Here is a 19,109-nt window from a genome sequence, read left to right on the forward strand (position 1 = left end):
AAAAACAACTGTGAGGTTTCATATATGAATATTTTAAAAAGCGCTGCTATTGCCTTCTCTTTAACTATCGCCATGGGTACTTTCTCAACTGCCGCAGTTGCAGAATCTGATCCAGGTAGAGTTTCTCACAACCCTGCGGACGTGATTGTTGAAATCAACAAACGCATAGATGCAGCTGAAAATGCCATCAACAATGGCGCCGAAGGTGATGAAGTTGTAGCTCTTATCAGAAAAGCACGTGATTTTACTAAAGAATTAAATGCTAACGACAAAGTTTCTAGAGAAACTGCAAAAGTTAGAGCGCATTTGAAAAAAGCTGAAGCATCAGCCAAAACTGCTGATTTGCAAGATGCTAAAGCACATTTAGCAGACGCTAAAAAAGCACTTGTAACACTGCAAACATTTATGTAATTCCTATGCTTGCGGGGTGCTGCAGCAGCTCCCCGCTTTCTTGCTTCTAGTTCCTCTCATATCCAAGCCTAAAGATAGAAATCGATTCTATCTATTTCCTTTTCCAGCCAGCTGATCAACTCCTTGCTACTTCTTGGCTTAGCTTCCTTCCATGCCAATACCTCATTACCCCGCAACAGCTGCCAACGTTGTAACAAATTTTTTAGCTTGATTGAGCCTGTAACGCTAAAGCGAAACGCCTCAAGCAATTGCTGATGCGTGTTCGATAACGGAAAAAGCATAGTTTGTCTCATCCTTGTAAGTTGCACGAGTAAAGTATCAATGATGCCTAGCTGTTGATCAATCCAGCCACCAACCACTACTTCATTAATATCTGCTATAGATGATTGTGCATTATCGGAGACTATTTTCAGTACCTGAATCAACTCATTTGAACTGAATTTAACCGCCATTTCATAAAATCCGGCAGCCTCCATGTCATACAAACAAGCCCCTGCATAATCGACATGCGGCTTGGCATGCGTTGCCACAACATGAGTAATACAGGGAATAGTAAACGGTAATTGCGGATAAAAAACCCGCTCAGACTGGCTATCGATGATCTTATGCCCTAAACATAAAGTGCCTAATCCTTCGTAATCGTGCCCAGCAATACCAAAATTAATCAGTATTGGTGGTGACGGCTGCTTGGGAAATAATGCCAAGACATAACCCACTGCGCCAGCCATGGCAATCTTGCCTACACCGCTAATTACCAGTACTCGTTCAGCGTTGGCATAAATCGTATAAGCCATTCCCGCTTGAGGCAGCTTTTTTAGATGCCACGCTGCTATTAACGGCCTGGCCTCACAGGCTAAGGCACAGAAAATGAATATTGAAGGCGCTGAAACTAAGGATTTGCTCATAAATATCCCGCTATCCAAGCACGCCATGCCAGCAGCGGTTGCCGGCATCCAAGTCAGTTGGATGCGGAAGGCCATCAGTCATCCATGACTTCTGGGTTCCGGCAATCTCTGCCGGAACGACGATGTTTCGCATGGGGACTCCAATTCGAGAAGTTATTCCAAACCAAATCCTAAGGTCAACTATAAATTCCGTGTTAGTAGGTAAATCCTGGGACAGAAATACGCCCCAAAGCTTGCTTATGGTTTAGCCCCACTGGTACCCGAAGATGAGCCACTGGCAGTCTTGACAAATTTAGCCTTCAATCGCTCAAATGCTGCCCATAAGGTTTTATCCATCACTACCTGATTACCAATTGACACAATTACTCGAGCCAGTTCCGGCATTTTAGTTTTGGTCGCCAACATGTAGATAGGCTGTACATACAAAATCGAGTTACCCATTGGTAAAATCACCATGCGACCTTTCTTTACTTCAGATCCAAGTTGATTCCATAAGGTAAATTGTCCGGCAATTTCAGGGTTTTGATCGATCAAGGCCATTACCTGCGATGGACCATTGACCTGCACTGCTTTAGGGAATTTATAAATACTGATATTTGGCTTATAGCCATTGTTACATTGACTGTCATCCAGCGTGCTGGCTATCCCGACCATACTTAAATTGTCCCTATTCACGGGGGTCATGGGATTAATCATCGCAAACTCTTCCTGGTTATTGCAGCGACCAAAATCCATAGTGATGAAATACGGCAAAATCGGCGCTCCATCAACTTTGGCATATTGCCAGGTTTCCGCCTGCTCATAAAACAACGCCGGGCTGTTTTGATGATATTTGGCGTAAATTTTCATTTGCATGTAGTACAAGTCACGTGGGTAACGCAAATGACTCAACAAGCTTTCAGGCATTTCATTCAAATGCTTGAACAAACCCGGATAAGCCCGGCTATATGCATTGATGATGGGGTCTTTAGGGTCAGCGATGTAATAGTCAACATTACCATCGTAGGCATCCACTACAATTTTGACCGAGTTCCGGATGTAATTGAACTCATTCTTACCATCCAAAAAGTCATCGGCAGCAGGTTGCGAGACCGGATACAGTTTTGACAAAGTGTAAGCATCCTGAATCCAGTATAACCGGTCTTTCTCTATCACCAGATAGGGGTCTTTATCCAGGTGTAAAAACGGTGTCAGAATAGAGATTCTTTCGTTTATATTACGACGGATCTGCACTTTACTTTCCGTCGAAATATTGGGTGAGAAAAATATTTTTTCATCTTTAAAGTAAAAAGAAAATAGCAGCTTTCTAAAATAAGACGGTATCGGTATGCCGGAATTGCCTTGGTAACCAGGCGAATCATTTCCGTTCGAGCCGGAAATATCCTTTACGACTAAATTATTCGGCACGATGGCATAGCTATATTTTTCCTGTCCGTAATAAATATCGGGATGTTTAACCGAAAAACCCACATCGGAACTCATATTCAAATCCCGTAAATACCAAACTATCGGAATATCTGCATCCTGAGCAGCCGGAGAGACAACCGCACCGTATCCATGGGTATACCGCAAATGGGTGTTCTCCCAGTTTTGCGCTTCTTTCGGCAATTTTTTTATATTGATCTCACGCGCCGCTAGATTTACTTGCTGAATATGATTGTGGATGAAATACCTATCCTCATCCACCAGCATGAATTGATAATAGGGTCTGATAGCTTGTAATTGTTGGTAACTATCAATTAATAGCTCACGATCCCATACCGGGATATTTTCGAAATGTTTGATATTGGACCAATTTTCAATATCCTTAGTGGGATCGAGATTAATCGGAAAGTCTATGTTTTTAATATTGTTTAAATCATAGGCTGCCAATGTCGCGTCGATGTTATAGCCCATGAAAGGCCCTTCGGTACGAGTCGGATTGGGATTGACAACAAGATCTTCAATCACAGTTGGTATGAAATTCCAGTTTTGCAGGCCTAAAACAGCCATAAAACTCAATACAGAAATGATGATTGGCGTTTTGCTGCGATGAGTTTCTGAAAACACATAAAACACGGCAGAGGCCGCAATCATGAAAAACGTCAAAATCGATAGCCAAATCAATGGCAATTGGTAGCGTAAATCAACAAAACCTGGCCCGAAAAAAACAGGCTCTCTCGAGTTGTTATACAACAGCGTGAAGCGGTCCAATATAAAGCCCCACTCCACAAATAACACAACAAAAGCAAACATTACCGTCAAATGAATTTTTGCCCCGAACGGAAACTGTTTATCTTGATTGGGTATGAAGATGTGTTCTAACCAATACAGTAACCCAGTGGCTAGAAACACCAAGCTCGCGGTGAATAACAGTTCTTGCTGAATCAGCATGAAAATCGGATAGGAAAACAGATAAAAACTGATATCCCTATCAAAAACCGGGTCGCTAATACCCGCATCGCTGCCAAAGAAAAATAACAACGCATCTTCCCATTGCTGATAAAACGGCACAGCAATAACAATCGCCAAAATGATAGAGATGGGGGTATAGACTTTGGTGGAGCCCGACATAAACACTTCGGCAAAACGCTGAAATCGGCGACGTTTTTTGTCGTCTAATAAGACTTCATCGGGAGGGTTCAAACCCAAATAACGCGAGGCTATCCAGAAATGAAATTGAAAAATGGCAAAGAAAAAAAGCGTCACAGCACCGGAGAACACAAACCGGTACAACAGTCTTAACCAAAAATAGGCTTCAAATTCCAACGACCTAAACCACCATAAATCTACGAAAAAATCGAGAAATACAAAGTAGAAGGCCACATACAAAATAATGGCGCTAACGATTGTAACGCCAGCCAATGCCGGCAACAGTTTCCGTTTACGCATGATTTCCTCTTAAATTTAGAATTTTTGTCAACTCGGACATAACTCCGCCAAGGCCTTAAGGGCAACGATAATATTCTGTCATTCTATCACTCAAAGTCGCCATTTGACTGCCTGGCATTTCCTTACTCAGCATAGAATGACTTCTAAAATAAGCGCATGTTCGAAAAATAATTAAAGCAGCTTAGTGACCATAAAGGTGTGGAGTAAATATTACAGGCTTAGCTAGTTTGATCACTGTCACTGAAACTGATGAACAAAAACTGGATTTACCTTCCGGCAAATTTGATTTGCCACTGGAGATTCAGGATTAACCAATCTTTAATATCCTGCCCGGTATAAAAACAAAAACCCGCGCTAACCTTGCAGTCAGCGCGGGTTTTTTACGTGATCAATTCGACGTTTAACTATTTGCCAAACAAGGCCATAATATTTTTTCGCTTAACAAACGCTAAATAGCCGAGTAGTCCCAAGCTTAAACCGTAAAATAGCTGACCGATAAACGAAGGCTTAGCGGCGGCGACTTGGCTTGCATCACCTGTAGCAGGATTAACAGCTGTGGGTGCCGGTACAAAGGCTTCTTGTTTAGCGGCACTAATTTCCGGCAATCCTAAGCTTTTCCAGGCGTCATAATCTTGCCAAGCCGGGTATTTGCCTTGCCAGAATTCTTTGGTGAAGTAAGGTGCCAAACTCATGCCATGCACTTTAGGTATGCCTTTCTCATCCAGATAGTCTTTGTAGACCAGCAAACTGATGTCGCCACCTTCACCGATACCGTTGGTAGTAAACGACTTTTCTACGTGATCGTGAAACATCCAGATGCCCTGACCAAAACTGTTCAAACCATCATCGGTACCGTTTAACTCCAGGTCGATACGCTGTGCCGGCACCATACTATGAACATCGCGTTTGATATAGGAGGAAGGCCCGTTATCCACGCCATCGTAATGGGTAATCATGGGCTTATGACCATGAATATGCATACCAAAAGCTTCTTCGTGACCATTCAGGATACGCACCTTGGCTTTTTTGTTTTCTTCCATAATGATCAAAGACTCCCTCAAGGTGTAGGGAAAAGATCGGCCATTCAATAAGAAATAATCCGCAGGGGAATCGGTAATGTCATATTCAACATTCAAGCGCCTGCTGATAATACGAGGATCATTTGCCGAGCGCGCCATTTCATGCAGTTCTTTGTCGACAGACTGATAGTGCATGTCATACTCGTAAGCATATTTCTCTTTCACTGCTTCCGAAGGGTGTCTGACCTGACCTGCGCCGACATTAAACACCTGCACCCAGTTGTTGGGGCGATTTTCCTCAACCACGATAATGCCTTGCAGTCCCATAGGGATATGCACGTGCGGTTGAACATGGCAGTGATAATACATGGTGCCAGGTTGGCGTGGTTTGATTACATAGGTTTTACTGCTACCGGGCATGACATCCATCTGGCCGGTTTGGCCGACGCCGTCATTCCCTTCGCCGCCGTGATCCATATAAGGATGATCAAGGCCATGCAAATGAATGGAGTGCGGCAAATAGTGACTGTTTTCCAGCACCAACCAAATGATATCGTCTTGCTCCACTCGAATCACCGGCGACGGGGCGCGTAGCAAGGAATTAGCGACAGGTTCATACAAGCTTAATGTCGACATATCACGCGTTTTTGGGGCATAGACCCAGAAAGTCGGCTGTATGCCGGGCGCAATGTCGAAGGTAGTGGTGGGTAATTGCGAATCCGGCGAGTGACCGTTTAATTCGGCAATTTCTAACTTGATAATGTAATGGTCGGGATCACCGTCACCGTCCATATCATTTCCAACGGTAATCGCATCCGCAGCCAGCTGAGTTTTCATCAGCGTATCCATGGATATATTGTTAGTGCCTTTGACGAATGCAGCAATGTCGGCAGGATTGTCAGGGTTACACATCCTTGATTCCTGAATCTCCACACCATCAATGACTTGAGCATCGCGCCATTTAGGGTCTACAAAGTCAGAGCAAACTTCCTCTGCTGCACCCATTTTGACATCTTGGGAAGCAGGCAATTTGGCAACAGCTGTAGCCAAAGTTGACATAGGAAGAAGCATGACCCCACAAAGTATGGGAAGAACTTTTTTATGCATAGAAAGCCTCATAAAAATTGACGACGACTCTATCGGATATGAAAAACACAGACCCAATATCAGGAAATCCAGATACTGTACCTAGAATCCACCGCTAAAGTACAGAAAATATTTCGAATGCCACCTTAATTAAAACTGATTTACCCGGTTAAGGACTGACTCTACGGAATATCGTTATAATCACCAAACCATGCTTAAATCCAGAAACATTTGTCAAACAATCTAAAAACGAATTTATGCCATTAGCTCGATTATTGCTTTGTTCCTTATTAATCCTTTTAGTTCACGGTAGTTTTGCTTGGATTCTTAACCAGCCGAAAGACGCTGGGATTGACGTCCCTTCTGGTAAATTAATGAGCCTATCCTTTGCGCCCTTCCGCGAGGGCTTTAGTCCTTTAGAGGAAGTATTCCCTCTAAAGGAACATATAGACGAAGATTTACGTTTATTGGCGGATAAAACCCATAGCATACGCACTTATGCCAGTTTAGGCGGCATGGAACCCACTCCCGAGCTTGCCCGAAAATACGGTTTGAGCATGATACAAGGTGGTTGGCTGGGTTATGGTTACATGGACAATAAAAAAGAAATGGCAGCTTTAATTAAATCCGCGAATGCCAACCCGGATGTAGTGAAGCGCGTGATTGTTGGTAACGAGGTATTACTACGTGGCGATATGGATGTTGATCGCCTAATTGGCTACATCCGAGAGGTTAAACGCGCAGTTAAACAACCGGTTTCATATGCCGATGTCTGGTCGATGTATATGAAAAACCCCAAATTAATCAATGAAGTGGACTTCATCACCATACACATTTTACCGTACTGGGAAGATGAGCCCATTTCAGTTGCACATGCCCCAGAACACTTAGAAAAAATCGTCAAGCAGGTGGAAGACGAAGCTCGTGGGATTGCCCCCGGCAAACCCATCCTGATTGGTGAATCCGGCTGGCCGAGCGCTGGGCGTCAACGCGGCATGGCAGTTCCAAGCATTGTCAACGAAGCTAAATTTATACGCGGCATGATACAGGTCGCAAATCGGCATGGCTTTGACTACAACATCGTAGAAGCCTTTAATCAGCCCTGGAAGAGTAATTTGGAAGGCGTAGTCGGTGCCAATTGGGGTCTACTATCAGCAGACAGAAAGCCTGTGTTCCCCTTGACCGGGCTGGTCAGTGAAAATCAGGACTGGAAGCTGCATTTTACGCTGGCAAGCGGATTGTGGCTGCTGATTTTGGGAGTCTATTTCAAAAAACTACAGCTTTTCTCTATAACCAGGCTACTGGTGTTTATGGCTCTGACGCAGATTTTTAGTGTTTGCCTGATCAACTTGGCTGACTTCCTTTGGTATACCAGCTATAGCAACCTACAGCGCAGCTACACGGCTTTTATAGTCATAGCCAATGCATTGCTCGGGTTCTTGCTAGTCAAACGCTATAGCGACATCCTGAGCGAGCAACCAGGACAGGCTCGATTAGCCAGACAACTTAGACTTGGCTATTTATTCTTTATCGGTTTGGCACTTTATAAAACCTATGGCCTAGCCATGAATGGCCGATATCTGAGTTTTCCCCTTGAACAATTTACTCTGCCGGCAATTGGCATTCTCGGCCTGGTTATCTGCCAATGGATTTCCCAAGCTAAGTTCAACAGTCAACTATTTAGATTCGATCAACTCATTGGCTTTAACCTGCACAGTCGACGAGATCGTTTGATTGCTTATTTTCTTAGTTTTGCCGTCATTGCCATGGTTCTGGGTGAAACCAAAGCCTTTTTAGATGGCGGCGATTTTATCCTTGCCCACCCGGGAATATCTCAAGGCCTGCCCTTTGCCTTAACTTATACCTTATTTAATCAACAACTTTTGCTTTGGCTTTTATGCTTAATGATCTTATCCCTACCTTTTTGGAATAATTCCACTTCCCAAACAAACGCATGAATATCATCCTAATAAGCTGTCTAGGCGTTAGCCGTTGCCAGACGTTTACTCTAACAGCTTGCTGCGCGGCAATTTGTCACATTTTCAAAACCCAATTACTTTATTAGACTATGTGCAACTCTTGTATGCGCTCCCTCTCCTAAAAGGGCTAGAGTTTTAATATCCTTCCTCAATGCGGCTTAATGCCGCATCTTTTTTGGACCGAGGTCGATTATGGAAAGAAACTACCAAATAACTGCTCCTGCTTACGTGCATCCGCACGAACTGCATTGGCGAACTGCATTTCATGAAGCTGGTCATGCTGCGGCTATTCATATTCGAAATCAGCAAAAACAGCTTCCGCCAGTATTTTTCGAAATTCAGGTAAAACGACCGACACTTAAAGAGCAAGATTTTTTTGCGAAGGTGATTGATGGCAATCTAATTCAAAACTTGCCCATCGCTGTAATTGAAAGCATATCCCTACTATCGGATGAATGCCAACACAGCAGCCAACGCGCTTATGAAGCCGACGTGGTCAATCTGTTAGTCGGGCCATTGGCAGAAGCCAAATACGTATCCATTCGGGATGGAGAAGTATTCAATTTGGAATTGATCAATTTGAGTGCTTTGCGTCACTACGGTGGTCATAGCGACCTGGAAAAAGCGCAACAATATCTCGAATTTTTTATCACATCAAAACTTCATCGAGATAATAAGTTGGTGGAATTGCTCGCTCAAGCTTATCAGTTTGTCAGTAATCATAAAAACTGGGCTTGTATCCTGAATCTGGCTCATTTCATTCTGGATAGCCAGCAAGAAACCATCAGTTGCGACGAGGCAATCACTATTTTCGATCGCTGTTTGTCACCTAACCAACCACGTTGGCCGGGAAAACCTGCTTTTTTAGAACTACACTAAAATTACTCGGGCTGAATGCGTTTACATTCAGCCCGGATTATAAATTCCACAACGATTGCGACCGGACTGCTTGGCCTGATAAAGTGCGCTATCGGCACGAATAAATACATCGTCGTGCAAATCATCTCCAGCAAACTCACAGATGCCGCAGCTCAAGGTCAGGTTAATAGCAACAGCGTTATAGTTAAAACCAGAGCTTTCGATCAAATTTCTGATGTTGTCTGCCATCTTTAACGCCTGTGATGCTTGGGTATTTGGCATCAACATCACAAACTCCTCTCCGCCGTAGCGCGCGACGAAATCCGTCTCTCTGATATTTTTCTGCAATAACTGCCCAACCAAGGCCAGCGTTTTATCGCCTGCTTTATGGCCGTATTTGTCGTTGATGCGTTTAAAGTGATCAATATCCCAAATTACCAATGTAAGCGGTTTACGATAACGATTCCACCGCTTGGCTTCCAATTCCATTCTGTCTTTGTAGGCCAAACGATTGGGTAAACCCGTCAAAACATCACGTAGTGCGCGATCATTTTCAATTTTTAGCTTGGTACGCAAAGATTCGGTTTCGGTTTCCAGGGCTTGCAGCTTTTCTGTCATTAAGGCAATTTGCTGTTCGGCCTGCTTTTGCCGCTCATCTTCCGATGTTTTATGTTCGATCAGTTGCTGCATCAAACGATCCAGATGATCACTCGTCATGGATTTTAAGGTAGCCAGCTCCTGGACCTGATGCGTGCTGTCTTTGATATTATCGACCTGCAGATTGATTTCTGCATTCAGCTGTTGCCGATGCCCCATCGACAATCGCGTCGATTCACCCACGTGCTCTGCATGCTGTTCGATCTGACCCAATTGACTGGACATATCCAGCAAAAACTCATCAATGCTATTTTGCTCAGAAAGCGCTTGGTCTCTGATATCCAAGAGCAGCGTCACCGCAGTATCAATCACCATATTAAAAGATTGCTCGTCAGTATTGGTTTTGATTCTTTGCTGCAAAGCTACTTTTTTTTGCTGGAAGCTTCTGGGCACATCGGCTTTTTCCAATAACCCATCTATGCATTGCAGCATGTGGTCATAATTCAGAGCTATGTTTGTTTGGCTAGGATTTTGTGCCGCTTGCTTGGATATATGTAGCAAGGTTTTGGACATTGCTTGCAGTTCAGGGGTTAGCTCACCCATGCTAGAACCTGCTTTCAAACGCTTGCCGACTTGTAGTAAATGCGGCTCCAATAATGCATTACTGCCTTGACAAAAAATCAAAAACTGAATAACCAGCTTGTAAAGCAGTTTTTCCTGCTCAGGCTGTGCGGATAATAATTTATTCATAACTCAGCCCACTTATTAAACCAAGGTGCATTGGTTGCGGCCGGCCTGCTTAGCCTGATAAAGGGCACCATCTGCACGCACAAACAGCGTTTCACTGGTATCGCCGTCAAGATATTGAGTCAAACCACAGGACATCGTAATCGTTACTCGCTTGCCATTGGCAACAAAACCACTACTCTCAATCACCTCGCGTAATTTATCCACTACATTCAGCGCCGCCTTACCGTCAGTTTCCGGTAGCACCATGACAAACTCTTCACCACCAAATCGAGCTACAAAATCTGCTGCCCGGCAATGTTCCGATAACAGTTTTGAGATTATCACCAGGGCTTTGTCACCAGACTTATGCCCGTATGTGTCATTGATGTATTTAAAAAAATCAATGTCCCATACCGCGAGCGTCAGGAATGAGCCATAACGTCGGGCACGGGCTAATTCATCGGTCAATCGATCATCAAAAGCCAGACGATTCGGTAAATTGGTTAAAGCATCTCGGGTAGCCCGCTGCTGCGCCAGATCCAGCCGAGATTGCAACTCTAAGGTTTCCGATTCCATATCCCTGATTTGTTGCACCAACTCCCGCAATTCACGCTGATTTTTTTCTCTTTCTAATTGTTCTTTTAAGTTATACGATTGAATTTGCTGGGTAATTTTATGTAGACGGATGCCGATAAGTTGCTTTAAGGGCTCTACTTGCGTAGCGGTTGCCGATTTTCTTTGTAAATCGGCCATTTGTGCAGTCAGGTCACTATCCAAACTGGTGCGTTTATTCTGCGCATCTTCGTTGGCCATGTTCACGCCTGAAGCTTTCAAGCCCAAATTAGCCAAATCATCAGTCAATGAGGCCAAAAAATCTGCCATTTCCTGCTGCTCAACCAGCATGTGTTTTTTAATTGACAACAACAAAGTAACTGCATCTTCAAACCCAGGCACCAGCGATAGTCCGCCTTGCAGGCGACTTTTAAGCTGTTTACCTTCTTCGCTAAATACATCAGGCAGGTCGGCATTTTCTAACAGCCGGATCAATTGCTGACTGATAAGTTTACTATCGGACAGCGCCAGCTCAGCGGAAAAATCATGTTGACCTTGATGCTTTTCTTCAAGAATCTCTGCCAACGTCAAAAATAAACGCTGATGATTATTAATCTCACGGTTAACATACTGCTGATGCACTGCTTCCAGTTCAGCTAAATGACTTGGGTATTGTTTTTCCAAAAAATCAAATAACAAGGACGCATCAAGGTGATTACTATTTGCTTCATCTTCCATCACCATCAAGGCTTTGGAAAAAATATCCAGTTCCTTTTTTAGCTCTTGACGCTGAAGTCCGGTTTTTAATAAATCGCGGATACGTTCCAGATGGGGGTCAAGCGCCTGATTAAAGCCTTTGACCGCCAGCGCAAAACGCACAATGGTTTTGCAAAGCAAGACTTCGTTTGCTTTCTGATCTTTTTCAAATTGTTCCTGAGTATCCAGTAATTTGAAATATTTATCCTTCCAAATATCCAGATTATCATCTTTTTTTTTGAAAAAACTCATAAAGTATTGAGACCCCAAACAAAAGTCATTTTTTAAGAAGGGCGAATTATAGTCTATAGGCCATCATTTGCCGGCAACACATTGGTAAAAATAATTACCGGCATAAAATTCAAAACTATTTGGCTTGTGACTCTTGCTGAATCAGTTGGTTGGTGATGTTAATCATGTTTTCTTGCGACTTGGCGCTGGTGGCAGTCACTCTGTATTTACCATTCACGATCAACGCCGGCACACCGGTGATGCCATAGCGCGCGGCCATGGTTTCAGCTTGGCGCATTTTAGCGTCGACCATAAATGAATTGTAGGTGGCACGAAAATCTTCTTCTTTAACACCATGTGCAACAAAAAATTTAGCTAGATCATCTTCTGAGGTCAATTTTTGGTTTTTATTTTGGATGGCGTCGAATAAATCAGCATGAACTTTCTCAACGATGCCCAAGGCTTCTGCAGTAAAAAATGCTTTGGCGTGCTTACCCCATAAATCACTGAATACGGCCGGTTGTCGGATGAATTCGACATTGGCTGGTTTGGTTTTCAACCAGGCTGCCATGGAGGGTTCCAAACTATAGCAATGCGGACAGCCATACCAAAAAAACTCGATAACTTCGATTTTTTCCGGATTTTGTACCGGTTGAGCAGGCGATAGCGTTTCATAGCCGCCTTCTGCTTGCACCAAACCTGCAAAACAAAACAACGCTAACAATGCGATTTTTTTCAACATCAAAGTTCTCCGTAAGAATGTAAACCAGATAAAAACATATTCACGCCCAGAAACGCAAACAAGGTGACAAAAAAGCCGATAATCGCCCACCAAGCCATGGGCTTGCCGCTCCAGCCTTTGGTGAGACGCATATGCAGCCAGGCGGCATAATTAAGCCAGACAATTAATGCCCAAGTTTCTTTAGGGTCCCAAGACCAGTAGCCCCCCCAGGCTTCCGCTGCCCACAAGGCGCCTAGAATAGTCGCCAGCGTAAAAAAAGCAAATCCCAAGGCAATAGCTTTGTATATCAAATCATCCAGCAAAGCCAAATCGGGTAAGCGGGACTGTAACAAGCCATCAGGATTGGCAGCATGGGCTTGGCTTTTTAAAACAAAGACCAAACCTATCATAGCTGCCAGCGAAAAAGCACCGTAACCAACAAAATTAGCCGGCACATGTATTTTCATCCAATAACTGTTTAAAGCCGGCACCAGCGGTTGAATGCCATCGGCATGTCGATCAAAGGTATACCACAATAAAAAACCCACTGCGGCACTTATCACCAGCAGCACAAACGCGCCCAAGCTGCGGGTTTTATAGTGCTGTTCGTAATGCAGATACAATAAAGCGGTAATGATGGAAAACAGAATGAACACTTCGTACAGATTGCTGACTGGAATATGGCCAATATCAGAACCCATTAAATAGGACTCACGCCACCTAACCATTAGACCGACCAACCCCATGGCCGTTGCGCACCAGGTTAAACTCGACGCTACTTTGCCGATAAAATCGCCTCCGGAAAGCAAATGCGCAAAATATGTCAACGTTGCCATCACATAGAGTGCGCTCATCCACATAATGGCCGACTGGCTAGCGAATAGATATTTCAACAAAAACTTTGATTCAGCCGCAGCCAAATCGCTGCCATAAATGGAAATGGCTAATAGACTGAATGCGGCTACCGACAGACTGAAGCTTTTTAATGTCGACCAACTCCAGCCCAACCAAATCAACAAAGTTGCACTAGCCAACAAAATTGCCACTTCATAACCGTCCATCAGCGCATGATACTGGGCAAATACATACGTAGCGCCAGCTAAAACCAACATAGACCACAGCCAATCGAAACCGGTTCTTAACTGAAAATAGGAAGTTTGCTGGTAAAGGGGTTGTAGGGTGTTATCCATAGTCATTTCACTGAACAGTGCTGAAATTTTGGGCCAGTTGCTGTTTGATAAGTTCAAACTCCTTATCGAAATCATACTGATTACGTAAGGCGCTGCCCACCAATAAAATAGCCGTGCCGGCATCGCCAGCCTCGAGCAATAGCCATAAGCGACGTTGCGGCAAATAAAACATACAAAACACACCCAACACCAACAATAGACAGCCTGGAAAAACCAGCCATTTGCCAGGTGAGCGGGTAATTTGCAAGCCAGTGGCTTCAATATGCTGAAATCCTTCTAATTCCAAAAACACAGGCGTAGCATACTCATGCGCTAAATTGACCGCTTCCACAGCGTCTACGAAAAATTGAGCATCAAACGCTGTCAGCGCTTGTTTCGGGTCCAAGCCTTCATCCTGCAACACGCTTAGATAAACATTTTTTAACAAACGCTGTAAAACATTAGCATAAACCTGCAAAACCTCCTGCCGCTGATTTTCTGCTACCGTCTGCTCGATGTTGGCCGTGATTTTGTCGTAACCGCCTTCCACAAATTGTTGCGCCAGAACTAGCATGAATTTGGCGACGGCTTGCTTATCTTTAGCTGCTGATTGTTTTGCCCCATCGGTGGAACTGGCTGTCTGCAGCGCAATAGCTGCCAGTATTTCAGGATCGCGCAGACTTTGATAAAACGCCATAAACCGTGCCAGACGATTTTCGCTATCCGCCGGCATAAACCAGTAATTGAATTCTTCTGAGACCATGCTGCGCATCCCACTCAGAAAAAACCAGCGACCTTCTTGCTGAATTGGCTGCATGTACGTCAGATATTCGTTGGCAGTACCATCCGGGCGACGCAATTTGTACTGAAAGCTGGGACCTTGGTTGATGAATTTCTTTTCACCACTAGGGTCAGGCTTGACATTAAATGGTCTGAAATCAGAAATCTCCAGCTGCATGCCGCTGACTTCCGTGAATTGTTTCACCTTGGCTTGCAGCTGCTTAGAACTGTCCATCGCACTCAGTAGCGGCCAGGCTTTTAAATTTAACTTTGAACCGCCATCGCCAAAACTATTTTGGTAGATAGTGAAACCTTTATAGCTTAAAGGATGATTAACAGAAATAGTCTGCTTAACAGCTTGTGCCAATTCTGCATCGTTAATTTCCAGATCGCTTTCAAAAGATTTTGGCTGCCCGCTGGCATAATGCTCGATACGAAAATCCTCAACTTTAATCGTAAAAGGCAGTTTTTGCAGCAGATAGCCGTCTTTGTAATCTATAAATGCAAAATCGGCTTGGTCGCCTTCAGGAATATCGACATTAGCCCGGAATGAAGCGTTATCCGCTGATAAAGTGCTGATTGCAGAAATTTGATTAGCAGGAATGCGCCGGGTTTCTACCGCAATCTTACCTCGCCATTCAGCGACTTTCAGTGGCAAATTGCCATCGATCAAACCGCCAATACAAATCACGATAATGGCAACATGACTAAAGATGTAACCCAATCGTCCCCCGCTGCCTTTTTTAGCAGCAATGATCAATCCAGCATTATCCTGTCGCTGCCTGAAACTATATCGATGATCTTTAAGAACCCACAACAGGATAGGTAGAGTCGCTTGCAAAGTTTGCTTACTCTGATATTTCTGCCGATGCGCAAGTTTCTGCAAGGAATGCCGCTGACTATTTTCCCGGTAGTCACTCACATCACGCATGATTTTAGGCAGATTGCGGTAGACGCACACACTGGTCGACAATACTAAAAAGCCTAAAATAGTCAGAAACCAGACAGAAGTATAGACATTGAATAATTCCAGGCTTTTAAACACCTCGAACCAAAATGGGCCAAACTTCAAAACATAATCGGGATACGGCTGATTTTGCTGAATTACGGTGCCAATCACTGCTGCAATGGCAATAGCCACCAGCAGGGTAATCGCCAGGTTCATGGATCCTAAAAAACGAAACAGAATGCGAATAGTTGATTGCGGCATAGAGGTAGGCAAACCCTGTTGCAGGGCAGTACTTTAGAGTCTCCGGCAGGCCACAACCTGCCGGATTGATGAGTCGTTAGCTGATTATTTCAGAGTCGATATATAGTAAGAAACGGCTTTAATATCTTCATTGGTCATTTTGGTAGCAATCATGTGCATCATGTTATCGGCAACATTGCTACGTTCACCCTTTTTAAAATCAGTCAGGGTTTTGATCAAATAATCTGCATGTTGCGAATGCAAAGACGGGTAAGAGGCTGGTTTGTTACCCTCGGCATAAGGTCCGTGGCAAGCTACACAAGCCGAAACCTCGCGACTGAGATTACCATTACGATATAAATCACTGCCTTGTTCAATTAAATTATCCAGTTCGGCTTTTTTCTTTTCATCGGTTTTAGCCGGGGCGTCATCGTCATCATCAGCTGCAGGCAAAACCGGAGCTGGATTGGCAGAAATTTTTTGTGCTGAATAATAGTCGGCTATCTCCTCCATACTTTTTTCATCCAGCCCGATGGCTAATGGTGCCATCATGGGTGAAATCCGTTCATTCGCTTTAAAAGCCTTTAATTGTTTGACCAGATACCCCTGATGCTGACCTGCAAGTTTAGGGAAACTTGGCATCATGCTATTGCCATCTTCACCATGACAACCCGCACAGGTTGCAGCTTTTTCTTTGCCGGCACTGGTTTTACCTTGCGCGAAAACATGCCCTGCGCTAGTAGCAAGTACTAAGGAAATGGAAACAGTCAGCAGTTTTTTTATCATTATTGGCCCCTGTTCAGGAAGGTTAATCAACGTAAAGCAGGCAGTAATCTGCTGCCAACCGGTATAATGGTTCGGATTCTAACCCATTTATAACCTTTAAAGCGAGATAGCGATGAATCCAGCGTACCATCAAGCCAAATTCATCAACAGCGCCCCCCGTTTGCAGGACGCTCCGCCCGACCAAGGCATGGAAATTGCGTTTGCCGGGCGTTCGAATGCCGGCAAGTCTAGTGCTATCAATACTTTGGTGCAACAAAATGCCTTGGCTAGGGTCAGTAAAACCCCGGGTCGAACACAGCTGCTGAACTTTTTTGAAATTGATGCCCAACGCAAACTAGTGGATTTACCCGGTTTTGGCTACGCCAAAGTGCCGCTGGCACTTAAACGCGACTGGCAGAAAATGATGGAAAGTTATCTAAAAAATCGACAGGCCTTATGCGGCATCGTACTGGTGATGGACATTCGTCACCCACTGACCGAGTTCGACTGGCAAATGGTTGAGTGGTGTGAACATACCAATCTGCCTTTGCACATTTTGCTGACCAAAGCAGACAAGCTCAAATTCGGCGCCGCCAAAAACACCCTGTTAAAAGTGCAGAGAGATTTAAGCAAAGTTACTATCGTGGTAACCATTCAGCTATTTTCAGCACTCAACAAAACAGGTATCGATGACGTGCATCAGATGCTGGATGAGTGGTTTGAATTCAAACCTGTAGTATCCGAAGAACCCAATTGAATTTCAAGACCTTCCTGAGCCATATAGACTTCAAAATCCACTTCAGCCGCATGGTTCATTAGCGCGAGGTAAATCTCGTCCAGCTCGCTATCGCTGCGGGTTGGTTCGTGATGGGTAAAAAACAGTCTTTTCGCTTTCGCCTGCATAGCTAAGCTTAGAGCCGCAGTATAAGTACTGTGTCCCCAGCCTACTTTTTTTTCATACTCGGCATCCGTATATGAAGAATCCACAATCAAGGCATCGACACCCTGCATAACCGCTAAAACTTCCTGCAATTTGTCATCGATAAACTGTTGATTGGAGGCGTAATCCATGTCATCCGGCTGATATGGATTTTGCGGCATTTCGTAATCGCCGGTAAAAAACAGTGCGCTGCCATCCGTGTCTTCCAGCCGATAACCAAAATTCAATACCGGATGATTTAGTACAATTGGCGTCACTTTAACGCCGCCTATCTCTACGGCCTCACCTGGCAAAAGGGTATGGTAATGTACTTTTGCTTTGAGCTGGACCGGGCTAATCGGAAAATAACTATATTGCAATTGCACCGCCAACGCGCGCTCTATACCTTGCTGAGTGACCGGATCCAGGCCACCATAAATATGGATGTGATTATTAGCCATCAACAAAGGCAAAAAAAACGGCAAACCCTGAATGTGATCCCAATGAGTATGGGTAATCAGAATATGGGCTTCTAACGGCGATTGGCTAAGCAGCGTTTGCGCCAGCGCGAAGATACCGGTACCAGCGTCCAGAATCAGCAGCTCGTTACTCGCTGTTCTAACTTCAATGCTGGTGGTATTTCCACCGTATTTGACGGTTTTTGGACCGGGAGTTGGAATAGAGCCTCTGACGCCCCAAAATTTGAATTTCATTGCTGCCGCTTCCTAATCAATAAACGCCAGAGCTTCGGTTTTGATGACATTTAGATCACCTAAATCAATTATCAGCTCATCCATATCCATGCCAAAACATTTTAAAGTACCCGGCGAAAATGCCTCTACTATCGGGTTGCCGGCAAAGCCGAACGCCAGTTTCTTGCTAATTTGATTAGCTGCGAATAAACAATCACTTAATGGCGTATGCAAATATTCACTATGGTGATGGTTGATGGCTTCGATTAAATCGTCTGACAAACCCCAGTGTTGAGCCAGTAATTTGCCGGCCTGACTGTGATCGATGCCCATTATGTTGGTTTCCACTTGGCTTAGGGGCAGTGCCTGTTCGCTAGCAATATGCAAAACCTGTTTATAAGTGGTGGGTACAAATTCTGCAAACACAATTTTGCCAAAATCATGTAATAAGCCGGCAACAAAATAATCGCTACTTTGCAGCAAAGGCACTTTCAGGCGTTCAGCCAGCATTTTACAAATCGCCGCAGTGGTTAAAGAATGCAGTAAAAAAGCATGCGTATCAAAGCCAGCCTGGTTTTGCGTAGGCAACATCCCAATGGCAGCAACTGACAAAGCCATATTTTTAATAGTATTGATGCCCAGATGCACAACCGCACGCTGAACTGAACTGATTTTTTGCGCCAGACCATAAAACGGCGAATTGATCACTTTGAGGATTTTTACCGTCATTAGTGGATCGGTTTCGACCACCTGTACGATTTTACGGCTATCTGCATTAATATCGGCCGCTAACAGCAGCAAATGTTGCACGCTGCTACGAAAAGCCGGCATTTTGTCGACAAAAGCCAGTAATTGATCCTCGTCTATGCTAGTCAAAATG

At 44.3% G+C, this 19,109-nt stretch carries 16 protein-coding genes; 5 read left to right on the plus strand and 11 right to left on the minus strand.

Annotated features, from left to right (window positions below; all coding sequences use genetic code 11):
* Positions 1 to 24: 24 nt before the first annotated feature.
* Positions 25 to 411 carry a hypothetical protein gene (locus A1359_RS10810; RefSeq protein WP_066982266.1) on the plus strand — a complete coding sequence of 129 codons (387 nt, stop codon included), beginning with the start codon at positions 25 to 27 and terminating at the stop codon, positions 409 to 411.
* A gap of 68 nt (positions 412 to 479) precedes the next feature.
* On the opposite strand, the gene A1359_RS10815 is transcribed toward A1359_RS10810, so the two are convergent.
* Complete coding sequence (locus A1359_RS10815) at positions 480 to 1,205, minus strand: nucleoside phosphorylase-I family protein (RefSeq protein ID WP_157200530.1); 726 nt, start codon at positions 1,203 to 1,205, stop codon at positions 480 to 482.
* Positions 1,206 to 1,278: 73 nt separating this feature from the next.
* Between A1359_RS10815 and A1359_RS23460 the strand changes: the two genes are divergently transcribed.
* Positions 1,279 to 1,404 (plus strand): hypothetical protein, encoded by a 126-nt coding sequence (locus A1359_RS23460; RefSeq protein WP_269747907.1) that lies wholly within the window; start codon positions 1,279 to 1,281, stop codon positions 1,402 to 1,404.
* Between the two features lie 149 nt (positions 1,405 to 1,553).
* On the opposite strand, the gene A1359_RS10820 is transcribed toward A1359_RS23460, so the two are convergent.
* Positions 1,554 to 4,187 carry a UPF0182 family protein gene (locus A1359_RS10820; protein ID WP_066982270.1) on the minus strand — a complete coding sequence of 878 codons (2,634 nt, stop codon included), beginning with the start codon at positions 4,185 to 4,187 and terminating at the stop codon, positions 1,554 to 1,556.
* 404 nt (positions 4,188 to 4,591) lie between these two features.
* Positions 4,592 to 6,313: a multicopper oxidase domain-containing protein gene (locus A1359_RS10825; protein ID WP_066982272.1), complete on the minus strand. Its 1,722-nt coding sequence runs from the start codon at positions 6,311 to 6,313 to the stop codon at positions 4,592 to 4,594.
* Positions 6,314 to 6,666: 353 nt separating this feature from the next.
* On the opposite strand from A1359_RS10825, the gene A1359_RS10830 reads away from it, so the two are divergent.
* A complete protein-coding gene (locus tag A1359_RS10830; protein WP_332310082.1) occupies positions 6,667 to 8,250 on the plus strand; it encodes a glycoside hydrolase family 17 protein in 1,584 nt (527 codons plus the stop codon).
* 213 nt (positions 8,251 to 8,463) lie between these two features.
* The gene (locus A1359_RS10835; RefSeq protein ID WP_066982279.1) at positions 8,464 to 9,150 is read left to right on the plus strand and encodes a hypothetical protein; all 687 of its coding nucleotides are present in this window, start codon (positions 8,464 to 8,466) and stop codon (positions 9,148 to 9,150) included.
* 27 nt (positions 9,151 to 9,177) lie between these two features.
* On the opposite strand, the gene A1359_RS10840 is transcribed toward A1359_RS10835, so the two are convergent.
* The 6 genes from A1359_RS10840 to A1359_RS10865 all read right to left on the minus strand — a co-directional run bounded on the left by A1359_RS10840 (position 9,178) and on the right by A1359_RS10865 (position 16,639).
* Positions 9,178 to 10,476: a GGDEF domain-containing protein gene (locus A1359_RS10840; RefSeq protein ID WP_066982282.1), complete on the minus strand. Its 1,299-nt coding sequence runs from the start codon at positions 10,474 to 10,476 to the stop codon at positions 9,178 to 9,180.
* 15 nt (positions 10,477 to 10,491) lie between these two features.
* The gene (locus tag A1359_RS10845; RefSeq protein ID WP_066982285.1) at positions 10,492 to 12,015 is read right to left on the minus strand and encodes a GGDEF domain-containing protein; all 1,524 of its coding nucleotides are present in this window, start codon (positions 12,013 to 12,015) and stop codon (positions 10,492 to 10,494) included.
* Positions 12,016 to 12,130: 115 nt separating this feature from the next.
* Positions 12,131 to 12,736, minus strand: coding sequence for a thiol:disulfide interchange protein DsbA/DsbL (locus A1359_RS10850; protein WP_066982287.1), 606 nt, complete (start codon positions 12,734 to 12,736; stop codon positions 12,131 to 12,133).
* Positions 12,736 to 13,905, minus strand: coding sequence for a c-type cytochrome biogenesis protein CcsB (ccsB, locus tag A1359_RS10855; RefSeq protein WP_066982462.1), 1,170 nt, complete (start codon positions 13,903 to 13,905; stop codon positions 12,736 to 12,738). The genes A1359_RS10850 and ccsB overlap by 1 nt, the downstream gene beginning before the upstream one ends.
* A gap of 7 nt (positions 13,906 to 13,912) precedes the next feature.
* On the minus strand, positions 13,913 to 15,874 hold the full coding sequence (locus tag A1359_RS10860) for a cytochrome c biogenesis protein ResB (protein ID WP_066982290.1): 1,962 nt from the start codon (positions 15,872 to 15,874) through the stop codon (positions 13,913 to 13,915).
* Between the two features lie 84 nt (positions 15,875 to 15,958).
* Positions 15,959 to 16,639: a c-type cytochrome gene (locus A1359_RS10865; RefSeq protein ID WP_066982293.1), complete on the minus strand. Its 681-nt coding sequence runs from the start codon at positions 16,637 to 16,639 to the stop codon at positions 15,959 to 15,961.
* Positions 16,640 to 16,751: 112 nt separating this feature from the next.
* Here A1359_RS10865 and yihA point away from each other — a divergent pair, with 112 nt between their 5' ends.
* Positions 16,752 to 17,375 (plus strand): ribosome biogenesis GTP-binding protein YihA/YsxC, encoded by a 624-nt coding sequence (yihA, locus tag A1359_RS10870; protein WP_066982296.1) that lies wholly within the window; start codon positions 16,752 to 16,754, stop codon positions 17,373 to 17,375.
* Here yihA and A1359_RS10875 read toward each other — a convergent pair.
* Positions 17,318 to 18,250, minus strand: coding sequence for an MBL fold metallo-hydrolase (locus tag A1359_RS10875; protein WP_066982299.1), 933 nt, complete (start codon positions 18,248 to 18,250; stop codon positions 17,318 to 17,320). The genes yihA and A1359_RS10875 overlap by 58 nt on opposite strands.
* A 12-nt stretch (positions 18,251 to 18,262) precedes the next feature.
* Positions 18,263 to 19,105, minus strand: coding sequence for an HDOD domain-containing protein (locus A1359_RS10880; RefSeq protein WP_066982302.1), 843 nt, complete (start codon positions 19,103 to 19,105; stop codon positions 18,263 to 18,265).
* Between the last annotated feature and the right edge of the window lie 4 nt (positions 19,106 to 19,109).

Origin of the sequence: Methylomonas lenta, assembly GCF_001644015.1 — a bacterium.
GTDB classification, from domain to species: domain Bacteria; phylum Pseudomonadota; class Gammaproteobacteria; order Methylococcales; family Methylomonadaceae; genus Methylomonas; species Methylomonas lenta.